15 protein-coding genes and 1 pseudogene are annotated in these 21,644 nt (G+C 40.4%); 5 read left to right on the top strand and 11 right to left on the bottom strand.

Annotated elements, in window-relative coordinates; all coding sequences use genetic code 11:
- Positions 1-70: 70 nt before the first annotated feature.
- The 3 genes from RMZ41_RS09645 to RMZ41_RS09635 form a co-directional block, all read right to left on the bottom strand.
- Positions 71-1,186 (bottom strand): iron-containing redox enzyme family protein, encoded by a 1,116-nt coding sequence (locus tag RMZ41_RS09645; protein WP_322640197.1) that lies wholly within the window; start codon positions 1,184-1,186, stop codon positions 71-73.
- Positions 1,187-1,452: 266 nt separating this feature from the next.
- The gene (locus tag RMZ41_RS09640; protein WP_322640091.1) at positions 1,453-3,291 is read right to left on the bottom strand and encodes a penicillin-binding protein 2; all 1,839 of its coding nucleotides are present in this window, start codon (positions 3,289-3,291) and stop codon (positions 1,453-1,455) included.
- A gap of 19 nt (positions 3,292-3,310) precedes the next feature.
- Positions 3,311-4,018: a hypothetical protein gene (locus tag RMZ41_RS09635; protein WP_322640090.1), complete on the bottom strand. Its 708-nt coding sequence runs from the start codon at positions 4,016-4,018 to the stop codon at positions 3,311-3,313.
- Between the two features lie 487 nt (positions 4,019-4,505).
- Between RMZ41_RS09635 and RMZ41_RS09630 the strand changes: the two genes are divergently transcribed.
- The 3 genes from RMZ41_RS09630 (at position 4,506) to glgB (ending at position 8,056) form a co-directional block, all read left to right on the top strand.
- Positions 4,506-4,727 (top strand): hypothetical protein, encoded by a 222-nt coding sequence (locus RMZ41_RS09630; protein WP_322640089.1) that lies wholly within the window; start codon positions 4,506-4,508, stop codon positions 4,725-4,727.
- 505 nt (positions 4,728-5,232) lie between these two features.
- Entirely contained in the window at positions 5,233-5,565 is a 333-nt protein-coding gene (locus RMZ41_RS09625) for a hypothetical protein (protein ID WP_322640196.1), read from the top strand.
- 199 nt (positions 5,566-5,764) lie between these two features.
- On the top strand, positions 5,765-8,056 hold the full coding sequence (gene glgB, locus RMZ41_RS09620) for a 1,4-alpha-glucan branching enzyme (RefSeq protein ID WP_322640088.1): 2,292 nt from the start codon (positions 5,765-5,767) through the stop codon (positions 8,054-8,056).
- A gap of 278 nt (positions 8,057-8,334) precedes the next feature.
- On the opposite strand, the gene RMZ41_RS09615 is transcribed toward glgB, so the two are convergent.
- The 3 genes from RMZ41_RS09615 to RMZ41_RS09605 all read right to left on the bottom strand — a co-directional run bounded on the left by RMZ41_RS09615 (position 8,335) and on the right by RMZ41_RS09605 (position 13,358).
- Positions 8,335-10,128, bottom strand: a complete 1,794-nt coding sequence (locus RMZ41_RS09615; protein ID WP_409875032.1) for a CHASE2 domain-containing protein — start codon at positions 10,126-10,128, stop codon at positions 8,335-8,337.
- Between the two features lie 181 nt (positions 10,129-10,309).
- Positions 10,310-10,960, bottom strand: a complete 651-nt coding sequence (locus RMZ41_RS09610; protein WP_322640086.1) for a response regulator transcription factor — start codon at positions 10,958-10,960, stop codon at positions 10,310-10,312.
- Between the two features lie 964 nt (positions 10,961-11,924).
- Positions 11,925-13,358 (bottom strand): carotenoid oxygenase family protein, encoded by a 1,434-nt coding sequence (locus RMZ41_RS09605; RefSeq protein WP_322640085.1) that lies wholly within the window; start codon positions 13,356-13,358, stop codon positions 11,925-11,927.
- A 211-nt stretch (positions 13,359-13,569) separates the two neighbouring features.
- Here RMZ41_RS09605 and RMZ41_RS09600 point away from each other — a divergent pair, with 211 nt between their 5' ends.
- Complete coding sequence (locus RMZ41_RS09600) at positions 13,570-14,031, top strand: globin domain-containing protein (protein WP_322640084.1); 462 nt, start codon at positions 13,570-13,572, stop codon at positions 14,029-14,031.
- 154 nt (positions 14,032-14,185) lie between these two features.
- Here RMZ41_RS09600 and RMZ41_RS09595 read toward each other — a convergent pair whose 3' ends face one another.
- The 3 genes from RMZ41_RS09595 to RMZ41_RS09585 are packed head-to-tail and all read right to left on the bottom strand — an operon-like array spanning position 14,186 to position 18,223.
- The gene (locus tag RMZ41_RS09595) at positions 14,186-14,413 is read right to left on the bottom strand and encodes a type II toxin-antitoxin system HicB family antitoxin (protein ID WP_322640083.1); all 228 of its coding nucleotides are present in this window, start codon (positions 14,411-14,413) and stop codon (positions 14,186-14,188) included.
- A gap of 40 nt (positions 14,414-14,453) precedes the next feature.
- Positions 14,454-17,018: an NACHT domain-containing protein gene (locus tag RMZ41_RS09590; RefSeq protein WP_322640082.1), complete on the bottom strand. Its 2,565-nt coding sequence runs from the start codon at positions 17,016-17,018 to the stop codon at positions 14,454-14,456.
- Positions 17,015-18,223: a S8 family peptidase gene (locus tag RMZ41_RS09585; protein WP_322640081.1), complete on the bottom strand. Its 1,209-nt coding sequence runs from the start codon at positions 18,221-18,223 to the stop codon at positions 17,015-17,017. The genes RMZ41_RS09590 and RMZ41_RS09585 overlap by 4 nt, the downstream gene beginning before the upstream one ends.
- A gap of 90 nt (positions 18,224-18,313) precedes the next feature.
- Here RMZ41_RS09585 and RMZ41_RS09580 point away from each other — a divergent pair.
- Positions 18,314-18,622, top strand: a pseudogene (locus RMZ41_RS09580) (thioesterase II family protein); the annotation flags it as partial.
- A 256-nt stretch (positions 18,623-18,878) separates the two neighbouring features.
- Here the strand turns inward: RMZ41_RS09580 and RMZ41_RS09575 are convergent.
- Together RMZ41_RS09575 and RMZ41_RS09570 are read right to left on the bottom strand one after the other, a co-directional pair.
- A complete protein-coding gene (locus RMZ41_RS09575; RefSeq protein WP_322640080.1) occupies positions 18,879-20,234 on the bottom strand; it encodes an NAD(P)/FAD-dependent oxidoreductase in 1,356 nt (451 codons plus the stop codon).
- Positions 20,235-20,468: 234 nt separating this feature from the next.
- The gene (locus RMZ41_RS09570) at positions 20,469-21,389 is read right to left on the bottom strand and encodes a DUF4349 domain-containing protein (protein ID WP_322640079.1); all 921 of its coding nucleotides are present in this window, start codon (positions 21,387-21,389) and stop codon (positions 20,469-20,471) included.
- Between the last annotated feature and the right edge of the window lie 255 nt (positions 21,390-21,644).

The following is a 21,644-nucleotide window of genomic DNA, read 5'->3' as shown; positions in this document are numbered from 1 at the left end:
ATAAAATGACGTAAAAATGTCAAATTAAAACGCTAAGAAGAACCTGCTATTTGTAATTTTTGGGATTGATTCAGACAATTAAAGCGGCTGATTCTGTTTCGCGTATCGATCGCACAACAGCATTACCAGCGCGATCGCTCATAAATTTCTGCTGATCGTAGCCAAGCAGTAATTCCCATGCATCATTAGGATATTTTTCTGCTAGAGACAAAGCTACATCATCTAACATCCAACGCCCGTGGCGTTCATCTTCCCTGATATGCAGTTCCCAATAACCCACTGCTACTTCAGAAAGTTCCAATCGTTGCGCTGCCAACATATAATTTTTGTAAACCGCAGGCCCAGCCACTTCAAAATAGGTTAAACCGCCGCTATAACGCAGGAAGTAGCGTTTGCGCTCAGTCAGGAGAAAGTTATGATTGGTAGAAGCCAACACTTCCCAAGGTACTAAATCGAAATATGCCTCTGGTTGAGTGTTCATTCCGAATTCAGCAAGCATTTGGGCAAAAAATGTAGAGTGCTTGCGAGATAAACGACCATTGCCGTATTCTTCGATTAACACGCGGATCAGCGTACACTGCACTTCATTAGCAGCACCACCCAAAACTCGGGAAATATGACTAGCTTCAACCAAGCCATCCAACGAGCCGATCGCTAACAGGTGACGATAACCAGCTTCAGTCATATCCTCACGAATATAGCGGGTACTCTCCGACAAAGGCGGATTTAAATCGGCAGATGCACGCTCAATTAAAGCGTGTTTGACATCCAATTCTTGCAGCGCTGCTACATCAATATGCGACAGTTCCCACCTTTGCCAAGCAGCTTCAATTTTGTCACGACATAAGCATAAATAAAGCGATCGCTCATTGGTATAGTGCCGCAAATCGTCGTACCAAAACAGCTTCAGCCGATTAATTCGATAAAGTATCCGTTGCAGAAAACGATGAGCCTGTTCATCAGAGCGATCGTTTTTATAGGTAGCACGAATTGCTGTTGAGAGTGCCTGTTCAAAGTCACTAGCTATTGCAGGTTTTACATCCAGTTGATGATCCAAATCCTCCATTGCTAGCAGTTCTATAAATTGCTCCTCAGCGCGATCGTAATTGCTAATTGTTCTCTCTTGTGTTTGCGTGTGATTATTCGCAGCCCCACCATTAGGAAATATAACTAAATTGCTTTGCATGAAATCTTCGGTAGCTTTAGAAAAGTGAGAAGTTAGTTTCACCTCTAATAACTAGGTTTCCATACCAGTAGCCGTCTGTACCTCTTTCCCTGGTTATAAACAAAGATTAGGTTTCAAAGGGATTGGGAATTGGGAATTGGGAATTGGGCATTGGGAATTGGGAATTGGGAATTGGGGATTGGGAATTGGCATTGAGTATAGTTATTCCCCTTGTCCCCCTACTCCCCTGCCCCCTGCTCCCCTGCCCCCTGCCCCCTGCCTCCTCCCTACGGCGCTTTTGGCTGTTGCTCAACTGCTTTACTAGGTGGAATTTCCTCAAGAGGAATCAGTGCTTCGATCACCGATTTTACAATTGGTGCGGCGACGGTAGAACCATAAGCACTTTCTCCTTTTGGCTCATCCACCAGTGCGAACACTACATAGCGAGGAGATTCCACTGGTAAAATAGCCACGAAGCTGGTCATTCTAGCACCCTTGATATAACCACCATTAGGACTAGCTTTTTGGGCTGTACCAGTTTTACCAGCAATGCGATATCCAGGAATTTGTGCCGCCTTCCCACTGCCTTCATTAACAACAGTTTCCATCATTTCCACAACCTTTTGGGCGGTTGCGGCTGAGAAAATTTGGCGTGAGATAGTACGAGAGGGTGAATCATGCATCTGCCCTTTGGTATCAATCAGCCCCCGAACTACATGGGGTGTAACCAATTTACCGCCATTGGCTAAAGCACCATGCATTTGCACTAGCTGTATCGGTGTCATCGAAAAACCTTGTCCAAAGGAAGTAGTAGCTGGTTCAATTGGCGAAGCGATAAATTCTTCTTGACTTTTAAGCCGCCCACCGACTTCAAAAGGTAAATCTGTATCAACTTTTTGTCCTAAACCCAAGCGTTCTAACCAGTTGTAGTAGATTGAAGGCTTTAAGCGTTGAATAATTTGCACCATGCCAATGTTGCTGGAATATTGCAAAATTTGAGCGATGCTGATTCGCCCATTACCATTATTCATCGCATTTTTAATGGTGTAATTAGCTACTCGAATAGAACCGGAGTCATTAAACATATCATCTGGTTTGATGATGCCATTTTCGAGAGCGATCGCCACATTCAATGGCTTAAAAGTCGATCCCGGTTCATAAAGATCCGCTACCGTCCAATTTTTAAATAGGGAAATATTAGCTTTCGCGTATTCATTAGGGTTATAGGTAGGCTGAGAAACGAGGGCGAGTAAGGAACCATCCAAGGCATCCATCACAATTACCGCCCCACGTTTAGCGTCAAACTTTTCCATTTGTTGTTTGAGCGCAACACGGGCAATTCGTTGCAGACGGCTATCAATAGTGAGTTGCAATCGCAAATCATCAAAATGCAAAAAGCCTTCCGGGGCATGATTAGGCATCAGAACCCCATTACCATCACGACTCAGCCGTACTGTTTGCACAGGACGTTCTAATAATTTCTCTTGAGAGTATTCCACCCCTGCTTGACCACGACGGTCAAGATTCACGTAGCCCACTACGTCAGAAACCAAATCATCTGGCGGATAAAATCGGGAGTATTTTTGAACTAACTCCAAACCATTTAAGCGCAAAGAAGTCACGCGATCGATAATTTCTTCTGGTAGGGCTGGAGCAAGGATAATTCCGCTTCTTTTGCTTTGAAAAGTTTTCACCAAGTCAGCAGTATCTTTTGCCAATATTGGGGCAAGCCGCTCTGCCATCTCTTCATTAGACTTATCAAACAGCTTAGGATGAGCATACAAAGTATATACAGGACGGTCAATAGCCAACAGATTGTTATTACGATCTACCACTGGGCGACGGGGCATAAAAGGTCGCAAATTCACCATTTGCTGGTTTCGTGCCTGCTGAGTTAACTTTGACCCCTTGACAATTTGCAGGTTATACAAGTTGATACCCAACCCCAACCCTGCTGCCATTAATACGCCCCAAACTATAAACAGTCGGGAATTAGTGTTAGATGTTTGGTTTTGAATATTAGAGGCAAGTGCCCCTAAAAATCCTTGTTTAGAACCCTTGTGTTGCCTTTTGAATGCTGAATTCCGAAACTTTCTTGATTTTGTTCTGCTTGGTGACTTCTGCATTGGGTTTGACTCTTAGGGATTAGTATCCCAGTGGCGAGAGCGTTTGCTGTTGCGTTTGAGAACTTGGCGTTATGTTAGACGGTGCTGACTTAGGACTATGAGATGGTGGAGACAAGAAAATCATCCCTTCAGGAGTTGGTGATACTAGCCCTGCTGTTGATTGTTCCGCTTCCTTAGCCATTTTATTTGTCAGGGTGGCGTTGGTTGTCGTTAACATCCGCTCGTGACGTTGGAGGTTTTGCAGTCTGCGATATGACTTACCCCAAAGCTCTTGAGAATATACCGTCCAGCCATAAACGGCAAGTGTCGATGCTACTAACAAGAAAGCTAAAACTGTCGAATAACGATGAAAGGTGTACAAGCGCAACAACCATAAAGGTGCTGTTCCAGAATTAGCTATTTCGGGAAAGCGAAGAAAATCTACCCCCGATCTCTTCTGAATTGCATTGGACTTCTCATTGAGATTTGGCGCTTGTTGTCTACCCAACTTTTTTACCGATTTAGGTATAACTGCCTGATTTGTGGAAGAAGTCGCTAAATTTTTCGAGGAACGCTGTTGTGTTGGAGACGATAGCGGTGTAGCTGGGGTAGCTGGTGTAGCTGGTGTAGAAGCGCTCCTTGCAGCTGACTCCATAGCCTTAGAGCGTCGCCTCCCTAAAGAAAGGATAGAATTTCGCTGGAACCAATTACCTTTTGTAGAAATAGCAGATTTACGAGCAACTACCATAAATTTTTTTAGATGAAAAATACTGTACTTTAGATTGATTTTCTTGATTGTCTGTTTTTGCTAAAGTTATGAATTGTCTTATATGGGCAACAAGTACACATAGATAGACTACACCGTTTTAACTCTTCTAATAGCTAGCTCTACCAATGTTTGCAATCGGTGATTAGCAACTGGACAGCTTGCCCTTTAGGTATCGCACCTAAAGTATGGCAATCTAAGGCAGCAAGATGCAATACTCCATGAAAAAAATAAAATTTTTGCTATGATAGCTCGCTTTACTAGAAAATTTGGTAATTTCTGTTTGTTTTGCTCCTGAGTTAAGAGAAACTAATCAGATCGCTGGATGATAACTAACCTGTAAAAGAATACCCCAAAGGATTGTTTTTTTAAGTGTGTAATCTCCTAACATTTAAAAAAAAGCAATAAATACGGTATCGTATTCAACAGGCGAAAAATTGTTCTAGCCACAATTGGTGAAAGAGGAGTTATGAAAACAAAAATCTTTGGTTTTGCTCTAATGTTAAGTCTCGCTGCAATTCTCGGAGCCTGTGAAGGCGGTGGTAGTGGCGGTGGTACTAGTACTCCATCTGCTACAGGTGAACCAACTGATGCACCTGCTGGGTCTACACCTACTGCAACTACCCCAGCTACTCCTGCAACTACCCCCGCAGCAACTCCCAGTACTACCCCTAGTGCTACTCCTAAATAAGGCATTTTAAGCTTTAGTTTAAATCATGCCCAAAACAGCTTAGTAACAACGCTTATCACCATTAAAAACCTATATTTTTCTGTTGGTGTATCAGAGCGTAGAGTTTGCTCAAATATGAGCTAAATAGGGCAGTAAGTAAAGGGCACTGGTGATGAGGATTACCTCGTCAACCAAGTGTCCGTCTAAAATTCTCGCCTGACTGAACCTTATTCCAAGGAAAAAGGAGTAGAGTCCCTTGTATCTAAGCCATTTAGGGGTGAAATACTTTCCTGATTTAGTATTTGCAATCCCTTAGACTCCTAAATAAGTTTTGAGAGGACAAAATAATTCATTGCGATCGCTGGCAATTGCTCAAGAGCATTCCCTGTAGTCTATTCTGTATTAGAAGAGACATAGTGATATACCTTGATGTTGCCAGATTTTTATTGGAAATAGGGAATAGGGAATGGGGAATGGGGAATGGGGAAACAGATTTTCAGACTGCATTGTAGATGCAGTTCAGGAGATGGGGAGAGTTAAAGCGAGAAAGGCAGTAAAATTCCTGCGATTGATTGTGATTATTGCAACTTTTATTGTGTTAATTGGCAATTGGGAATCAATGGTTATAGCATTACCGCCACCAGAGGATACGCCAGAAGAAATATTAAGGACACAGATTATCATAGAAGCGCGATCGCCAATTGATGGAAGCTTGCTAACAGCTGCTGAATACATACAACTACAGGCGCAGCTTCAAGAAGTCCCACCACCAAAACTAGACCCAAAAATTCGGGATCAGATTTTCTTGCTTCGCCTACGTAAAACCTTACTTCAGTTTTTCCCATTTTTAAATTTTTGATAAATTTGTCAATCGTCATTAGTCATTAGTCATTAGTCCTCTGTGCAATGCCCGATGCCCAATTCCCAATTCCCAATTCCCAATTCCCAATTCTGATGTACGATAACGGTGGCGACAAAATGCAAATAAATGTAAAGAATATATATAGATATTAAAAAAGTAGATTTAGTCAATCACATTATTTTACTTAGGTAGCTTCATGTCCATGACCACGATCGCCCCTGAGCAGGTTAACAGTATCGTTTGGAATCAACATAACGATCCCTTTGAAATACTAGGTTCTCATCCCATAGAACAAGACGGCAAAACTGTCTGGGCTGTGCGTGCGTACTTACCAAATGCAAGTGCAGTATGGGTGGTTCTTCCTGAGCAACGGAAAGAATACCCGATGCAAACAGTCCACGATCCCCACTTTTTTGAATGCACAATTGATACTCCAGAACTGGCAAACTACCAGTTACGGATTAAAGAAGGGGAACACGAACGTGTCACTTATGACCCTTATGCCTTCCGTTCGCCCAACTTGACAGACTTTGATTTGCATTTGTTTAGTGAAGGAAACCATCACCGGATATACGAAAAACTGGGAGCGCATACCGCGGAAATAGGCGGCGTTAAGGGCGTTTATTTTGCAGTTTGGGCACCCAACGCTCGTAACGTTTCATTGTTGGGAGATTTCAACCTCTGGGATGGACGGAAACACCAAATGCGTAAAGGCCCCACCGGAGTTTGGGAATTGTTTATTCCTGAAATCGGTGTGGGAGAGCATTACAAATATGAAATCAAAAATTTTGAAGGACACATTTACGAAAAATCCGATCCCTACGGTTTCCAGCAGGAACCCCGCCCGAAAACGGCATCTATTGTCACTGATTTAGATGCTTATACTTGGGATGACAAAGACTGGATGGCAAAGCGGCGGCACACTGACCCCCTCACCCAGCCCGTCTCAGTTTATGAAGTGCATTTAGGTTCTTGGTTACACGCTTCGAGTGCCGAACCTGCTAAACTACCAAATGGTGAAACTGAACCAGTAGTTGTTGTTTCTGAACTTAAACCGGGCGCACGTTTTCTTACCTATCGGGAACTAGCCGAGCGACTCATTCCTTATGTCAAAGAATTGGGATACACGCATATAGAAATACTTCCCATTGCGGAGCATCCTTTTGATGGTTCTTGGGGTTATCAAGTAACTGGGTACTATGCCCCCACCTCCCGTTTTGGCAGCCCTGAAGATTTCATGTATTTTATTGATAAATGTCATCAAAATGATATAGGGGTAATTGTAGATTGGGTTCCCGGGCACTTCCCCAAAGATGGACATGGTTTAGCTTTCTTTGATGGTAGCCACCTCTACGAACACGCTGACCCCCGCAAAGGCGAACATAAAGGATGGGGTACTTTAGTGTTCAACTACGGTCGGCATGAAGTCAGTAATTTCTTAGCAGCAAATGCCCTCTTTTGGTTTGACAAGTATCATATTGACGGGATTCGTGTCGATGCTGTTGCCTCGATGCTCTATAACGACTATTGCCGCGAACCAGGAGAATGGCTGCCCAACCAGTATGGTGGTAGAGAAAACCTAGAAGCAGCAGATTTTCTGCGTCAGGTAAATCACATTATTTTTAGCTATTTCCCTGGCATTCTTTCAATTGCTGAAGAATCTACTTCTTGGCCAATGGTATCTTGGCCCACCTACACAGGCGGACTGGGCTTTAACTTGAAGTGGAATATGGGCTGGATGCACGATATGCTGGATTACTTCAGCATGGACCCTTGGTTCCGTCAGTTCCACCAAAACAATATCACCTTTAGTATGTGGTACAACCACAGTGAGAACTTTATGCTGGCTCTGTCTCACGATGAAGTGGTGCATGGCAAGAGTAATATCATCGGTAAAATGCCGGGTGATACATGGCAGAAGTTAGCTAATATACGTTGTTTATTTGCCTATATGTTTGCTCACCCAGGCAAGAAAACCATGTTTATGAGCATGGAGTTTGGGCAGTGGAGTGAGTGGAATGCTTGGGCAGATTTGGATTGGCATTTATTACAGCATGAGCCACACCAACAGTTAAAAACGTTTTTCCAGGAATTGAACCATCTCTACCGTTCTGAACCGATTTTATACACCCAAGATTTTGCTGAACCGGGGTTTGAGTGGATTGACTGTAGCGATAATCGCCATAGTGTAGTTTCCTTCATCCGTCGTGACAAAGATTCTGATGATTTTGCGATCGTGGTTTGCAATTTTACACCGCAACCTCATTCTCACTACCGCATCGGTGTACCGCAAAAGGGATTTTATACTGAGTTGTTCAATAGCGATGCACGTCAGTATGGCGGCAGCAATATGGGTAACTTAGGCGGTAAGTGGACAGATGATTGGTCTTTGCACAGTCGTCCCTATTCGCTAGATTTGTGTTTGCCACCTTTGGGAGTGTTGATTCTCAAGTTGGATAAGAAGAAGACTGCTGAGGTGATTGGATAACAATTTTGGGTGGGCATTGCCCACCCAAGACTATTTTTTGATGTTTTTATAGTAAGTTACGCGACAAAAGTATGATGTGTAGAAGGTGTAATGTCTAGCGGAATCTGATTACTCAAGCTGGGACACTCTCTACTAGATCCGCTTGTTTTATAGTTGCTTACAGGTTTGCGATCGCAACTGTTGCTAAAAACCATAATAAGCCAAATATATAATTAGTTACCAATCTAATATTGATAAGTTGCTTAATTAAAGCTAAATTTAATTTTTTTATTAGCTCGTTAACTACTACTATTTCTATTCGCTAATTTCCAAGTTACTTGACATATAGTTCCTTTGGGAGAAAGAGTTTCACGTTTAAAATCACCACTCAAGTTTTTGGCGATATTTTTTAATTGTTTTGTTCCTTTACTTTCCAAATATGAAATCAGCCCAGATCCATTATCTTGAATCTTAAGAGTATAGGAATCATTGTCTTTCTTCCCAATAGCTTCAATACATTTGACACCTTGAGCATGTTTACCTACGTTACATAAAGCTTCTTCCAGAAATAAACAAAGTTCCTGTTTATTCTCAACGCTTAAATACTTCTCATCTATTGGTTCAAAGCTACGGATTTTGACTTTGATATTCTTTAAGTATTCTAAATCCGATCTTTCTAGCGTACTAGAGTATACTACATAAAAAAGTTCATGAATTGGGCATTTTAAGTCAATTTTTAACCCGCTACCTAAACGGAGACTTTCATCTTGAGATAAAGCCTCCAGCTTTAAATATTCACCAATTTCTCGAATTTCATAATTTAGTTTTTCTAACTGCGATCTTAATTCCTCCTGTGACCAGTCTTGAGCCTGCATCTGTCTCAAAACATTTGCTAAAGTTTGTAGAGGCCCATTATGAATCACAGTAAATGCATGTTCAATTGTATGTTGGCGTTCGTTCATTTTAATTTTAAATACTTGGTTATTTTGATATAAAGCGAATGCGAATCCACTCAACCCTAACCCATTTACTGTTAAAGTCAATAAACTTGGTGCTATGGGAATCCACCAACCGTAGAAAAGAAGTAAATAACCAATGCCAAATAAGGCTAAAGCTACTACAACTACAGCTAATAAGTTCTTCCATAAAGATTGTGTTAACCAAAAAAGAATTATTGGATAACAACCCCAAACTATTATCCACAAATATTCCCACTCATCTGACCAAACTTTTAATAATGGTCGTCCGTTAATAACTGCATTAATTATTTGGGAACAAGCATGAGCATGAAATTCTATTCCATAGATTTGTCCCCAGATTTTTTGATGATTAATTGCAGAAGTATTTACAAAATCAGTAGCACTGCTAGCAACAATACCAATCAAAACTATCTTATCTTTAAGTAAATTGGGATTAAAATTACCATTCTTAATATCAGTCAATGAAAGAATATTAAATGGTTTTTTACTATTGCGGAAATTTATTAATATTTTTAATCCGCTATCATTTTCGTTGACATAGCCTCCAGAATTAGATGAAAAAGCAGGTATTTCTGTAGTTTTAAATCTGATTGTTGATTCGTCAATAATTCCATTCTCAATATTAATATTTTGGGCAGATAAATAAGCTTTTGCTAGTTGTATCCCAAAAGAATATTTATATTGTTTAGGATTTTTGGAATTTTTAGGTGCTAATGTTGAAAGTAGGTAACGACGATATTTATTATCTTTATCTACTACTATGTCAGAAAAACCTATTTGCTCCGGTGGTAATTGTGGCGGTGCTAAAATTGGATCTGGAGGCAATATTTTTTCAATGCCGATTAAATTTTTATAATCATGAAATACCTGGACTAATTCTTGATGACCAGGTTCAACAGGTAAATCTCGAACTATGTCAAGACCAATTGCAGTAGGTTTATATTTATGTATTTTTTTAATTAGTGTGGCAATTTCTCTATCTGGAATTGGATAGCTTCCTACACTGCGGATATCTTCTTCATTAATGCCAACAATTACAACTTTGCCGTCGGTTGCTTCTAGAGGACGCGATCGCAAAAATGTGTCCAGCATTATCAGTTCATAATCTTGCAATAAACCACATAACCGTGCAGTTATTATGATTATCAAAAATGCTGTGCCTGGAAGTGATGCTAGGAGCAAAATTTTGATTTCAGCTTGAATTGTCCTCCAATTAATCCATATCATAAGCATCAGACATGAATTGAGATTTCACTGGTTTATCGTTGAAAGTTCTATAGTTGATCGTAAATAACTAATCAATTAATCCTTCTTTTCTAGCGCGAATCTCTGTTTGAATCCGTATATTTTTCCCCTCTTTTTTGCAATCTTCTGGATAAAGTCCGAGAACATCTTGAATTTTTGTCCAGTATGTACGCACTGCACGTTCAGACCTAAACATCCGTTCGGATATTAGTTTATCTGTTAATCCTTCTTCAAATGCCAATTTTAAAACATCTAACCACTCTGGCTTTAGTTCCAAACCATTTTTGATGTCTTGTGTGTGGGTTGCACCTTGGATTGCTATATAGACACGAGTTAACATTTCTTGTTCTGATAATCCTTTATCAGCGATCGCAAATCCACCTTGATGCTCATCAATCTCGTATTTTATCCTGACTAATGCCTTGACATAACTACTTTGCACCAAAAAGTTTTGCTGGGGATATTTCTGAAGTAACTGTTGAAGTAAGTTGATACCTGTATCAATTTGGGCTGTCATTCCTATTTCTTCAGGTATTGATAAATCCATAAAAATTAGGTCAAAGGAAGAAGTAGCAATCTCTTCTCGCGCTTCAAATACTGTTTTTACCTTGACAATATCTGCTTGTGGATATTGCTGTTGAAGTAAATTAAAGGTTCCAGCTAGAATTAATTCATGGTCATCAATAAGTAGGATTCTCATTACTGGTAATTGTAGGTAAATATTAACTTCTCATAAAATATCAATATAAAACAACTTTTAACCATATATTTAACTTTTGTAGACACTAAAATACTCCATTTTGTGTAATGGAAGTTTAAGGCTATATCAACCAAGTCTGCGTAGACAGTTTTTGTTTGCATAGCGGCAATTATAAATCCCGGGATATTTTTTCCTTACGGTTCATCCGCCTCTAGTACCCGGATTTCTCACCACACCTCGAATGGAGGAGTAATGAGTAATGAGTAAGGAGTAAAGAGTAAGAATTTACAAGTTCTTGCACTGGTATTGCGCCTGTTGTTCTTTTACTTATTACTCATTACCCATTACTTATTACTCATCATCAATCGCTTTAGAGCTTGTGAGAAATGCGGGTAGTAGGCAGAATAAATCTAAAATTGCTTGACTGGTTTTAATATGTATTGCAATTTTGACAATACATCTGTCGAAATACAATACAGTTTTCTGCAATGTTGTATACAAGTCAATAACGCTTCTTTGCTCGAGATTAAACAGGTGCGATGGCGTACCCGCCCTTTGCAATGGCGATCGCCAAAATCTAAATGACTGATGCCGATATTTATGTTGTTGCCTAGTTAAGCAATTAGAGTGAGGTTATTCTCTAGGCTCAAATTCAACTTTATCATAAATATCTGATAGAGAAATTTGAAATTGAATAGAAGATAATTTTAGTATCCTGTTATCTTCTTCATACTCTGATAAAGTACATTTCTTGTCATCACTTTTAAAATCGCATAGTAGTCGCGTTTTTCTGGTAAGTAAGTGGATCAAATTAAATATAAAACCTCACCCTGTCTCCGGCTTCCCTCTCCGATACTTTGAAGAGGGATTGAGGGTGAGGTTTGATCTTATATTTAATTGCATCTGCCAAGGCTACTTAGGATTTTTGATTTTGAATGCTATTCGTTTTTAATCAAAAGGTTTACTAGGCTGGGTTCCAAGTGCCGTGGAAGCTGTGGGGTATGACACTGGGTAATCCTAGTTTGCAAACGGGTTCGGCATCCAAGCGATCGCTATCAAATACCCAAACTTCGCTACGATGACAATTACCATCATAGACAACCGTTAGCACCCAACTTTGCTCGGGGTTTTGGGTAGATTGGGCGTGGATGGGTTCTGAAGGATAACGGTTCTCTCCAAAATCTGCTTCAGCAAGGGTTTCGGTTTTGTAGTCAAAGCGGGCGATCGCATTTAATAATTCTTGGCTAATATCTGTTCCCGAACGGAATGTTGACATATATGTGTACCGCGAAGCTTGCCCTACATGTTGCTGTGGTACAGTCGGAAACTCACAATATTCGTTAAATAATTGTTGAATTGACGTAACTTTACCAGTTTGAGGATGAAGATGAACTTGTGTTAGTGTACTTTTCGCCGAGGTGTGAGTCTCACCTGTTGCGACTTCCTTGAGATATTGGTTAGTTTGAAAATCTTCATAACGAGCAATATCCACAATTACTGAACCACTAGCATCTACATAACCATTAGAAAAATGCCATTGAAACCAAGGTTCGGTTTCTCCACGACTCACCACAGATAAAGTTTCCCGATCGATAACTAAAATCTGAGTTCCTAATTGAGGTTGCCACTTTAGAGAATCACTGTAGTTGTTTATCCCTATTAGCAGGGCTAAAACATTCAACCGTACTGGCGGAATGAAAAATACAATATACTGTCCTGCTAAAACAAAATCATGCACCAATGGTATACCATCTAATTGGTATGCGGCTTGTTGAATAATCCGCCCAGTAGAATCACTTTTGTAAATATTCAGCGTCGCATTTTTTCCAGGGCTGATGCCAAAGTTAAAAATCTCCCCTGTTTGCTTGTCACGCTTATAATGTGCGGAATAGTTTAATCCTTTTGTTAATCCTCCTAAGTCATCTTCACCCAAAGTTTCTAAAGTTTGTAAATTGAGGGCGTGGGGTTTTCCACCTTCCCATAATGCCAAAAGTTTATCTGGAAGTGCTAGCACTGAGGTGTTGGCAGCATTCTTGATAGGCTTTTGCCATTGATTCCAAATTGGCCCTGGTGCAGTCATCCCATAATTGCCGTAGAGTAGTTTACCTGCTGCGGCTTCTTTTTGATAGCCAGAGGTTTGCACGTAGCGATAAACCCCAGTTGCAATTGCATCGGTAAAATTTACAGCCAGAATTGCCCCATCTCCATCAAACCAGTGTCCCATGCGAATGCCACCGCGTTCTAGTCGTGCGGGGCCATTGCGGTAAAGAGTGCCACGCAAACCTTCTGGAATTTTGCCAGAAATAATTGGTAGTTGCGTAGAGGGAAATTCTTTTACTGGTTCTGCGATCGCACCAGCCCACGCTTTTGTTGTTGAATTTGGAGTAAGAGTATGCATATTAAATAATTATAAATGTATACAACTGTATTCTACATTTTCATCATGAATTAGTTGTATATTCATGCGTTACGCTAAAGCCATAACTCTTCCCACTGGCTGACTGCTGACTTCTGAATTTTGGCTCCTGCTATATATGAGCTAGCTCATAGTAACTGCTAAAAATAAACAGTAAATTGAAATCAATCAACATTATAGTGGTTGAAAAACTATGGTTAGCCAAAAAACAATAGATATTGTTAAATCTACAGCACCTGTTTTGAAAAAGAACGGTGAGCAAATTACAACTCGGATGTATGAAATTATGTTTGAAAATCATCCAGAGATTAGAGAACAATTTAGTATGGCGGCTCAAGCAGATGGTTCTCAGCCTGCGAGATTAGCTACAGCAGTTTATAGCTATGCCAATCAAATTGATAATTTGGCTGCTTTAAAGTCGATGGTAGAAAAAATTGCCCATCGTCATGTGCAGACTCATGTTACACCAGAGCAATATCCTATTGTTGGAGAAAGTTTACTGCAAGCTATGAAAGATGTTTTAGGAAAAGCTGCTACAGAAGAAGTGATGACAGCTTGGACTGAAGCTTATCAAGCATTGTCTGAGGTGTTCATTCACAGAGAACATGACATATATATAGGTGAAGACAGAAAACAACAACTTGTGCATTCTTAACGACAAAACTTAGTGTCATAACAAAAGCATGAGTATTGGTTACGACAACTTCAACGTTACTAACGACAGCTTGAACATTTATAACAACAGCTTAAGTTGTCGTAGCAACAGTTTAAGTTTTTCTTATAGCAGCTTGAGTGTTTGTTACGACAACTTAAATTTTACTAACAAAAACTTTTAACGTAGTGACTTCAGCAAGCGGGAACTCTTCTAAATAAAGTTCCGTTGCTTCCCGCAAATTAGCGATCGCTTCTTCTATCGTCTCTCTTTGGCTGGCGGTTCCCACCTCTGGACATTCAGCTACATAAACATCCTCTTTCCAGTGCAAAATTGCTGTAAAGGTGCGAGTTTTTATATCTTTAGCCTGTTGTAATGAACTCATGGAGTATTATTTGGCTATCTTTTCAGTTTTCTATTGTTGCTTAATCACCTGGAACTAACAACATTTGCGCCTCAATCGCTTCCCAGGTTTGGGGCGACACCCGCACTGCTGCTTGTTTGCACTGGATGATGAGGTAATTAGCGTAGAGATAATCGCCGAGTGCTTTTATTTCTACCTCAGATAAGTTGACCATTTCTTGATTGAGATTGAAAGTACTGAGTAAGGTTTGTTCTAAATGTTTAGCAAATGCCAGACGCACTTTTGTTGGCTGTTTATCATCAGGAATTTTAGCTTTAAGTGCTTCTAGTTGGGCAAGCAGCACATTAAAGTTTAGGCTATTGAGGCTATTAAAGATTTTTAATTTTTTTAGTTCATCAGTATATTTGATGGCGTTGTCGATGGCGTTGTCGATGGCGTTGGCGTTGTCGATGGCCTTGTCGATAGTGTTGTCCATAGCGTTGGCGTAAGCGTAGGCAGTGGCGTAGGCGTAGGCGATAACGTTGGCGTTGGTAATGGCGTAGGCGTAGGCGATGGTGTTGGCGTAGGCGATGGTGTTGACGATGGTGTTGGAGTAGGTGATGGCGTTGGTAATGATGTTGGCGTTGTTGATGCAGATGGCTATAGTGTTGGTGATTGCAATGGAGATCGCGACTGCACGTTTACCTACAGGTTTATAATTTCCTTCAGATCTAACTGTTACTTGTTCTGCCCATTTGAGTAAAGTTTGCAATTTAGACATTGTGCGAAATATTTGCCATTTATTGTTTTGAATATATTTTTGTGCTGCTTTTTCCATCAACAATAGCAACTCATCTGCACCGCCACCCATTAAACCAGCTGCTAGTACAAACACTTCTTTCCAGCGTTCATCTACAAGATGTTCCGTAACTAATTTTTCAACTTGGCGATAGTCATGTATATATTGTGCTGTCAAATATTCTTGTAGTGTCAAATGCGAAAATGAATAGATATCCCTTGCCCGTTCTACTAAAATTCCTTGTTGAATAGCGATCGCATCTAAAACTGTTTCAGCGTCTAAATCCTTGGGTGCATTGTCGTTATTGTGGAGAAACTCTTTGATTTGACTCACAAGTTCTTGATGAGACAAGAATAACCGCTCTGATTTAAAACTGTGATATGCAATCTCAGCTAGCATGATTTTCTCTAAATCGATGCCAAGCTGACGATAAATAGGATCGGTTTGAATCCGTTTTTCCGCAGCCCATTTTTTGAGTAATATATCAAGAGCATTACCATAAAGCGTAGCTCGGTTTTTAGGCAAGTCTTGAGATTCGTCATACACTAAACAAAGAAAAGTTAGCAATACAGGAGTTCTAGCTAATTCTTTAGTTGGTTCTTGTGTTTTGATTAACTTCCAGCACTTGTCAGCAGTTCTCGCTTGTCTATCTACCTCTGAAGAAAACCAATTTTGAATAAACTGCTGAATTTGAGCATCTTCAAAATCTGCGATCGCAATTTCCATCAAATTCCTAAACTGCGATCGATAGGCAGCAGTCCGACAAGATATAATAAACCGATTATTTTTGTATTGATCGACAAAGCTTTGAATTTGCCTGATTGCTAAATTTGTATTTTCCGTTGGCACTTCATCTAAAGCATCCAGCAAAACTAATAACTTACCTTGTTGTAAGGCTTTAGTAGTAAATTCTTCAAAGAATGGTAAATGACATGATCGAAATGCTTCTCTAATTACTTCTTCAATATTGATTTCATTCTCCGTAAATAGTTTTAATTCAATAAAAACCGGAATACATTCATATTGCAATTCACCAGATTTGTCCTTGAGTGCTTCTAGTCCTATCTTCCGCAAAAATGTAGACTTACCTGCACCAGGTGCGCCGAGTACCATTAAATATTGCTGCTCATTGGCAACTTTAATACCTTCTTGTTTTCCAGCTTTTTCAACCTGAAACCCGCGTTTTCCTGTTTCGCTAAAAAGATTCTGTAAAGCTTCAATTGATTCAAATCGCCGGATATCATCTGACTGCAAACATTGCACAGCTATATAAATTGAATCCAAATCTACAGGCTGCTGCATACCCAGTATTTGCAGCTTGTTATGGCGTTTGTGGTAGTTAATAATATATTGCTCAGATGCTTGATAAATTAATTTTGTGGTCTTCTCATCTAAAGGGCGGTTAAGTGTGTTTATATAAATATCAGCAAAATGTTTAACTGCTGCATCTGGTACAATTTCCGGCAGTGCAATCAGTTGATCTAGGCTGACATGGTTAACTCCAGATAGTGCTAATGAGCGCAAAATTGCATCAGCCGAACCTTCTACAACCACAACGCGGCTAAGTCCACCTCCAAGAGTTTTCAAGGAAAGTTGCTGGAGTTGTTGGATAGTATCACCCAGTACTTCGGCAAGTTGGCTTTTTCGCCGATCGATCAATGCTTGTCGATAAGCCTCAGATGATGTAAATTGCTGAGGTTCCAAAGGGGAATTCCTAGCACTTAATTTGAGTTTATTTTCGTCACCTAAACTCATAATTGCCCGAATCACCTCATCTCCCTTAGCCCGCATTAGAACTTCTTCAAGCAGAGGATCAATTTTGGCAATTTGGCTTTCGTTAAGTTTCATAGGGCTGCGGTTACTTGAATTAAACCTTTACCTTGGCGTTCTTTGTCATGTCCCAAATCTTTACAACTTGTGAGCAGTACGTCAATTAAATCTAATACCGGAATTTGCTTACTATACTTCTCTAAGATTAACGCTGCTACATCAGAAACGATTGGGGTTGCCATTGAAGTGCCATCCCAAGCTTCATAACCACCACCTTGAACTGATGAATAAACACCTTGTCCAGGCGCAACCAAATAAGGAACGTCATAAGAATGATTATTAACAGATATTCTGCCACTACCACTAAAACTAGCAATTTTACTATTAAAGTTTGCCGCACCTACTGAAACTGAACTCCGACAGTTTGCTGGTGTTCTAGTATTATTACGTCCATCGTTACCAACAGCACAAACAGGGAGTATCCCAACTGCAAGTAGAGTATCAATGACATCGCTTATTTCATGAGCATACGCAGGAAGACCTGCTGAGATATTGGCAATATTCACGTCTACTCGAAGTGCTAGCCAGTCCAGCCACATGACAAAGTTTGCTAAGTTGCCAGTACCTCTTGGGATGAGTACGCCGTCAATCAATTTAGTTTCTGGGGCAACACCAACCTGTTGACCACAAATTAGTCCAGCTACGTGAGTACCATGACCATCAGTATCCTGTGAAACTGTTAACTGGATCTGCTTACTTCTGTCATTAAAACTATAAGATTCAGTTACCTTGCCTTGCAATTCTGGATGGGTTGAGTCAATACCCGTGTCAAGTACAGCAATGGTGATGCTTTTTCCAGTGCCTGTAAATCCATTTTGCCGGGCTATGTTGAGAGCGATCGCATCTAAATGCCACAATTCATCTATGCTGAGTTCATCTTTAGTATTTGCATTCCGTTGTGGCTCAATCAACTCAATTGGCTGATCGCGTAAAATTAAAGCATTAGGCAACTCCTCACGCATCCTTTGAGCTTGATCATCGGGCATTTCTACAATACTTGCCCCAGTAATTCCTGAGTAATCTGGGTGTTTTGAAACTTGGCTAGTTGAGTTTTGTGCATCTTTGAGCCAGCTTTCGATTTCTTGATGAACTGGGTTTTCCTGCCAAAAATTTACAACTTCTGCAACTTGCGCTGGACGGCTTTCTGGCGTAAATTTTTTAGATGCAAGTTTTAGCGATCGCGCTACTGATGTTGCTTTGGGTCGAATAATATAAACGCTCATCAAAGATTCCTTATTATAAAATAAGCAAGATGTCTGCTTGAGGAATACAATATTACAACAAAAAGTGAAACAGCTAATTCAGGATCTATTATGACAACTAGACCAAGTTTCAATTCCTGGATTATCTGTCCTCAACCAAATCCTCAAGCAAACTTGCGTTTATTTTGCTTCCCCTATGCTGGTGGTAGCACGGCAATTTTTCGCACTTGGCCTAATAATCTACCTAGTAATGTCGAAATCTGCACTGTGGAATATCAGGGACGGGGAAGACAGATGAAGTCAGCACCCTTGACGCGATTAGAACCTCTTGTTGAAGCGATCGCTCCAGTTTTGTTACCATACTTAGACAAACAATTTGCCTTGTTCGGTTACAACATGGGCGGATTAGTTAGCTTTGAGTGCTGCTGTATTTACTAGGAGTAATTCGAGGGTATGTGATTGCCCGGAAACCTCATACCAAGAGTTTTCTGTTATGAAAATCTTTTTTCACTTACTCCACTGCGGTCTTAATGATAAGTCTTTAACCAAATTCCCGTTATTGGTAACGGTGGTTGAGTCGATGGAGAGTTGGGAGTGGGGAATCTCACTTATTTAACAGAACTTACAACTCAGAACTGTTTTGCCCAATTCCCCATACCCAATTCCCTATAATCAATTAGACATTTACCGGCTGTTTATTATCGTTTGAATAAGTGTTGCGATCGCTAATTCCGAACTGCGTAAGTGATTCTTTCCCTGTAATTAATCTTGCTCCACGATTACGGGTAAAGTAATTCCATGCCCATTGAATCATTACTACTAATTTATTGTCAAATTCAATTAAGAAGTAGATGTGAATCACTAGCCAAAACAGCCATGCAAAGAAACCTGTCAGCTTGATAAAACCCAAATCTACCACAGCAGAATTGTGTCCAATCATGGCTAAACTACCGCGATCGACATAAGCAAAAGGTGGCAAACTTTTACCTGCAAGCCTTTTCTGGACTAATTCTGCGACATATTCACCTTCTTGCTTGGCTACAGGTGCAACACCAGGTAGCGGTTTACCATTTTGGTGAGAAAAATTTGCTAAGTCGCCAATTACAAAAATATTGGGATGTCCCTTAATACTTAAGTCAGGTTCAACAATAATCCGTCCAGCGCGATCGCACTCAGCACCTGTGCGTTCTGCTAGAACTTTTCCCATAGCCGAAGCTTTTACACCTGCTGCCCATAATACCGTTTTTGAGGCAATTTCTTTGACTTCATCGCCTTGTTTGATGGTAACAACATCATTTTCAATATTTGTTACCAGCGTTTTTGTCTGAACAACTACTCCCAACTGTGTCAGAGATGCTTCCGCTTCTTGTGATAACTCTGGTGCAAAAGGTGGCAAAATCCGATCCAACCCTTCTAACAGCAAAATCTTGGCTTCTGAGGTGTCAATGTTGCGGAAATCTTCTTTGAGGGTTTGATTTGCCAATTCTGCGATCGCACCTGCTAACTCTACACCAGTTGGGCCACCACCAACAATTACAAAGGTTAACCAAGCACGGCGTTTTTCTGGATCTATTTCTTTTTCTGCGGCTTCAAACGCTGTAAAAATCCGGCTACGCATTTCTATAGCATCTTCTACCGTTTTTAAACCTGGGGCGAATTCTTCCCAGTTATCTTTGCCAAAGTAGGAATGCTTCGCACCTGTAGCGACAATTAACGTGTCGTAAGGTATTGCTTCGTCGCCCACAGTCACTTGTCTTGCTTCTGAATCAATATTATTCACCTCTCCCAGCAGCACTTTCGTATTCTTGCTTTTGCTGAGAACAGAACGCAAAGGTGAAGAAATATCAGCAGGAGACAAAGCACCCGTAGCGACTTGATATAGGAGGGGTTGAAATAGATGAAAGTTACGTTTATCGATTAGAGTAACGTTTACTGCTGCCTTAGCGAGTGTTTTTGCCGCATACAGTCCACCAAAACCACCGCCAATAATAACTACTTTATGGGGTGGATTATTGTCAAGTGAATTTACCATAAGAAATATTATCCAGTATTCCGACTATTGTAACTATTCTTAACAAATTTGTATCAAAATTGTCATCATATATTTTGTATTGTTTTTTACATTTGAATGAAGATTAAAGTAATCAAAACGACAGGATAAATAGAACCTTTAAACATAGAGGCTTAGACAATAAGATTTGACAATATTTGAATTAGTTTTTGCTTATGTAAATCTATCAACGCTAGATGTAGGATTTATGCAAGCTCACTCAGAACTAGTTGATTCTGGCGTTTGTGTCAAACGTGGTGAATGAGTTCGCCGCCAACGGTTAAAGCCATAAATAAGAGCAGCAAAAATTAACAAATATGGGCTGTAAACAATTAACCAAATACCAAGCTTGAGTAAGCCAACAGAAAATGCGCTCAAAGAGTGGGTAGAATTGTTCCAAGTTTCCTGAACTTGCAAACCAAAGGCAGGTTGTGGACTGGTGCTAGAAACTGCTGCTTCCAGGTTCAGCGTAATTGTGGAATATGCAACTTGATTTTGTAGGCTTTTGAGTTGGGCATCAATTTGTTCTATCGTTTGTCTGACATTACTTAATTCTTGAGCAACACTAAGCACATCTCTGACAGAACCAGCCCGATCCATAATTTTTTGCAAATTGGCTTCAGTCTTCTTTAAATTGGTTAATCTAGCTTGGAAATCAACCAAGCGATCGCCCACATCTTCGGCAGTGATATTACGACTTTCAACAGTGCCCAATTTAGCTAGCTCTTCCAAGGTAGGCTCTAGCCGATTCTCTGGTATCCGCAATTGAATTGTTGCTGCGTAACGTGGGTTGTCGCTTCTGGGTTGTTGTTGTTTCAACCCGATTAAATCCCCTTGCTGTTGATTGATAATTTGCGAAACAGCATCAATAGTCTTATCTACAGAGTTGACAGTCAAAGAAATTGCGGCTTTTTTAATGAGTTGAGGACGAGAACGAGTTACTGGTGCAGCTTCCGCCTGTTGGGAAACACTGCTTTCACGAGCAGCTAATTGATTTACCGCGCCACCGCCTGCACTTGGAGGTAAAGCCTTATTTGCTGACTGAGGGGAAGAAGCGCAACTAGTGAAAATCAATCCTCCTAACAATGCACTCACAAATAAAGCAGATGTGCGGGGCAATTGAGTCGAAGCAGACATAATCTATCCTCAGATGGATGAAGCTAACCTCAGTATTACTGATAGAAAGCTCAAAGCCTGTATTGTTGCGATTTATGTAACGGGATTGGGAATTGGGAATTGGGCATTGGACATTGGGAAAACTAATCTCCCTGCCCCCTGCCCTCTGCCCTCTGCTCCCCCTGCCTCTTCATTCAAAGGGAATAAATTCAATGGCTCATAATTAATCTGTGGTGACTCAATTTGAGGTACAATCTTAAACCTGCCAATTAATGA

The organism is Nostoc sp. DedVER02, assembly GCF_034530675.2.
Taxonomy (GTDB): Bacteria; Cyanobacteriota; Cyanobacteriia; order Cyanobacteriales; family Nostocaceae; genus Nostoc.
The sequence above is the reverse complement of the archived record's forward strand: the minus strand, read 5'-3'. Positions and strand labels throughout refer to the sequence as shown.